Annotated in this window: 4 protein-coding genes; 3 read left to right on the forward strand and 1 reads right to left on the reverse strand. The window is 68.0% G+C overall.

The features are described from left to right. Together ACZ7M3_RS52695 and ACZ7M3_RS52700 are read left to right on the forward strand one after the other, a co-directional pair. A partial coding sequence (locus ACZ7M3_RS52695; RefSeq protein ID WP_472073947.1) for a PP2C family protein-serine/threonine phosphatase occupies nt 1-633 on the forward strand: 633 nt, incomplete at its 5' end. Between the two features lie 549 nt (nt 634-1,182). Continuing rightward, nucleotides 1,183-1,845, forward strand: a complete 663-nt coding sequence (locus tag ACZ7M3_RS52700) for a hypothetical protein (protein WP_472073949.1) — start codon at nt 1,183-1,185, stop codon at nt 1,843-1,845. A 5-nt stretch (nt 1,846-1,850) separates the two neighbouring features. Here ACZ7M3_RS52700 and ACZ7M3_RS52705 read toward each other — a convergent pair whose 3' ends face one another. Beyond that, on the reverse strand, nt 1,851-3,050 hold the full coding sequence (locus ACZ7M3_RS52705; RefSeq protein ID WP_472073951.1) for an IS110 family RNA-guided transposase: 1,200 nt from the start codon (nt 3,048-3,050) through the stop codon (nt 1,851-1,853). Between the two features lie 208 nt (nt 3,051-3,258). Between ACZ7M3_RS52705 and ACZ7M3_RS52710 the strand changes: the two genes are divergently transcribed. Continuing rightward, nucleotides 3,259-3,377: transposase family protein (locus ACZ7M3_RS52710; RefSeq protein WP_472073953.1), on the forward strand; the 119-nt coding region annotated here is incomplete at its 3' end.

Genomic DNA, 3,377 nt, shown 5'->3' on the forward strand with positions numbered 1-3,377 from the left:
GCCGCCCGCACGGCCAAAGGGACCCGGATCGTCATCGGCGATGTCAGGGGCAAGGGCCTCGAGGCGGTCGGGGATGCCGCCCTCCTTCTCGGCGCGTTCCGGGCCGCGGCCCACAAACAGGCCGACCTGCCCGAGTTGGTCGCCTTCCTGGAGGGAACCGTCTCCTCGGACCTGGACGACCCCGCGGCCACCGAAGGCGAGGCCGAGGATCGTGGCGAAGCATTCATCACCGCCGCCGTGCTGGACGTCCCGGACCACGAGCCGGCCCTTCACATGATCAACTGCGGGCACCCCCCGCCCCTGCTGCTGCGCGGCGGCCAGGTCGGCCTGCTCGAGGTGCGCCACCCGGCACCTCCTCTGGGTCTCACCGAATTCGTGGAATCCCAACTCCTCCCGGAGACGTTCGCCTTCGAGCCCGGCGACATCGCCCTCCTGTACACGGACGGCGTCATCGAGGCCCGCGACCGGAACGGCACGTTCTACCCGCTTGCGGAACGGGCGGTCGGCAAGTCCGGCAAAGGTCCCGACGCTCTCCTGACCCACCTATGCCAGGACCTGTTGCGCCATGCCGGAGGATATCTGGATGACGACGCCGCCATGGTGGCGATCGAGCGCATGCCGGGGCCACCGTGAGCAGCGGCAGGAGTCCCACACTCAGCATGGGCTGAATGGGTGAGCACCGCATGCGCACCTCCTGGCACATCGCAACCAGTGGCCCACTCGAGAACGAGCTGGCATACTCACCCGCCCTGGCCGCACCCGGCCCGTTCAGCCCGCTCGAAGGGTGGGGGCGAAAACCGCCGGATCGGTCACTGTGCTCACCCGCCGGGTGCCCGTCTTGTCACCGGGAAAACGACGAGCCTCTGCGCGTTTCATCGTTCTCTGCGCCGAACGCCCGAGTAACGCGCGCGCAACCGAAAGGGAGCTCCTCCGGACGGTGGGCCGGTCCTGGTCGTCGACGCCGGCTCTTCCAGCCGCGCAAGGTCTGCGAAGTGGACGACGTTTCTCGCTTTGTGACGGGCCGGTCGGCCCGGTTCACGCTGGTTTCCACGTCGTCCCGGGGCGGTGCTCCTCGTACGCACAAGTCTGCTTCCGAAATGTCCGGTGAATCCTGGATGGTTGGCGCGCTCAGGGGCACTCAGCAAGCAGGAAATGTGATCCCGGCATTGACGAGGAGTAGTCATGGCTGAGCAGAAGTCGTCCTCGGCCCTTACCGCGCCCCTGCGGAATGCGGCCTCGGCAGTGGGCAAGGTTCCCGGCGTCGGGGTCGTGAGCAAGGCCGCCGAGGGGACACTGGACAAGATCGGGGCCGTGTCGCCCCGGAGCCGCCGACTGGCTGTGTACGCCGGAGCCGGGGTGCTGGGTGCGGCCGGTGTGGTGGAGTGGCCGGTCGCGGTGACCGGTGCGGCGGTTGCCTGGCTGACTCAGCCCCGGCCCGGACCGAGCGCGGAGACCTCGCAGCTGCAGGCGGACGAAGAGGCGACGGAGGGCACCGGCCACGGCGCCTATGTGGCCATGGGCGACGCGGCGGAGGCCGGGCAGCAAGGCCCGAGTGCTCCGGGGCCGGTAAGGGAGGACGAGATGCCTGGCGGTATCGGGACACGGCCCGGTGGGCCGACGCCACCGCCGGTCGAACCGGCCGCACCTGACACCGGCCTGGCGGCGGCACCGGCTGAACAGGTCGCGGGACACGCTGAAGCGGCCGCACAGCCCGAGCCGCCGGCCGCCCCGCCGACCGACACGCTTACCCCGCCGACCGTCCCGGCAGCACCTCCCCCAGACGAGGCGACGCCTCCCACCGGGGCCCCTCCGCAGGGGGTGACGCGGTCGAGTGAGTCTCAATGATGGTGTCAAGCCGATTGGGCGACTGGCGGAGTGAGTGTGAAGTGCCTCTTGTCACGGAGCATGGCCCATAGGACGTCAACTCGGCGGCGTGCGAGGGCGAGCAGTGCCTGGGTGTGGATCAGTCCTTCGGCACGTTTCTTGAGGTAGTAGTCCCGGGAGGGGCCGGGGCGCATCATGGCGGTCTGCGCGGCCATGTATAGGACGTGTCGCAGGCGGCGGTAGCGCTTGGGCCGGTGGTGGTTACCGGTTCGACGACCGGAGTCGCGTGACACCGGGGCCAGTCCCGCGTGGGCGGCCAGGCGGCCGGCGTCTGCGTAGCCGGACAGGTCTCCGACGATGGCGAGGAACTCGGCCCCGAGGATGGGGCCCATGCCGGGAAGGGATTCGATGACTTCTGCGCGCTCGTCGAGGTGGAAGGCTTCGCGGATCTCTCGGTCGGTGTCTTTGATCCACTCGTCGAGCATGAGGAGCTGATGGGCGAGGTCGCAGACGAGTTTGGCGGCTCGCCTTTCGCCTGGCAGGGTGGTCACCTGGGAGCGAGCTGCCTCGAGTGCGCTGGCGGCGACATTGGCTGCGTTGCGGACCGCGCGTCGTGCCAGCCGGTCCGCGAGCTGTTTGGCACCGGCTTGCCGCAGGGCGGCCGGTGTCTGGTACTCGGTCAGCAGGATGACCGGCCCCTTGGCCGCCGAGTAGTCGAATGCCCGCTCCAGAGCAGGGCAGATGCCCACCAGGGCATCGCGCAGCCGGTTGATCAGTCGTACCCGGTCGGCGATCAGGTCGGCTCGATGCGCGGTGAGTAACTGGAGATCAGCCACGGTCTCGTTCGGCAGGCTCAGGGCTGTGAAGTCCTGGCGCATACGCGCGGTGTCTGCGATGACCAGGGCGTCCTTTGCGTCGGTCTTCCCTTCGCCGCGGTAGGCCCCGGACATTCGGCTGACCGTGCGTCCAGGCACATACACCACGCTTTGGCCATTGGCGATTAGCAGTGCGAGCAGCAGAGTTGAGGACCGGCCGCAGATATCCACCGCCCACTGCACCTCGTTGGCCATCTCGCATGCTGTCACGATCAGGGCAAGGATCTCGTCCTCGCTGTTGATGACCTTTTTCGAGAACACTTTCTCTCCGCTGGCGTTTACTCCGACAGCCCAGTGATGGGCCTTGCCGGCGTCGATGCCGACCCAGACCTGCTCATGACGTTCCGTCACCGTCGTTGCTCCGATCCTCTGGAAGCAGCACCCTCTGGGTCCGGGAACACTCCGCCGCCAAGCCCTTAACCAGCGATGACCGCAGTTCTCAATCAGCAGCCGGAGCGTCCCGAAGGACCGGGCAGCCACTCACTCAGAGCCATCAATGGCAGGTCACCATCAGCTACACCCAGTCCTCCCGGACCACGACCATTCTTAAGGGGTGACCATGCTCATCGTCACCCGCGAGGGTGACCGCCGCTGCAAACTCCCGCCGCACCAGCGTGCGCTGGTCGGCCTGGTGTATCTGCGCCGACACGACACCCTGGCCCAGATTGCCTCCGGCTT

It is taken from the genome of Streptomyces sp. NPDC111656 (assembly GCF_055656965.1).

Excerpts from the sequence above, each read along its gene's own strand:
- ACZ7M3_RS52700 (WP_472073949.1), top strand. The coding sequence starts at position 1,183 with ATGGCTGAGCAGAAGTCGTCCTCGGCCCTTACCGCGCCCCTGCGGAAT.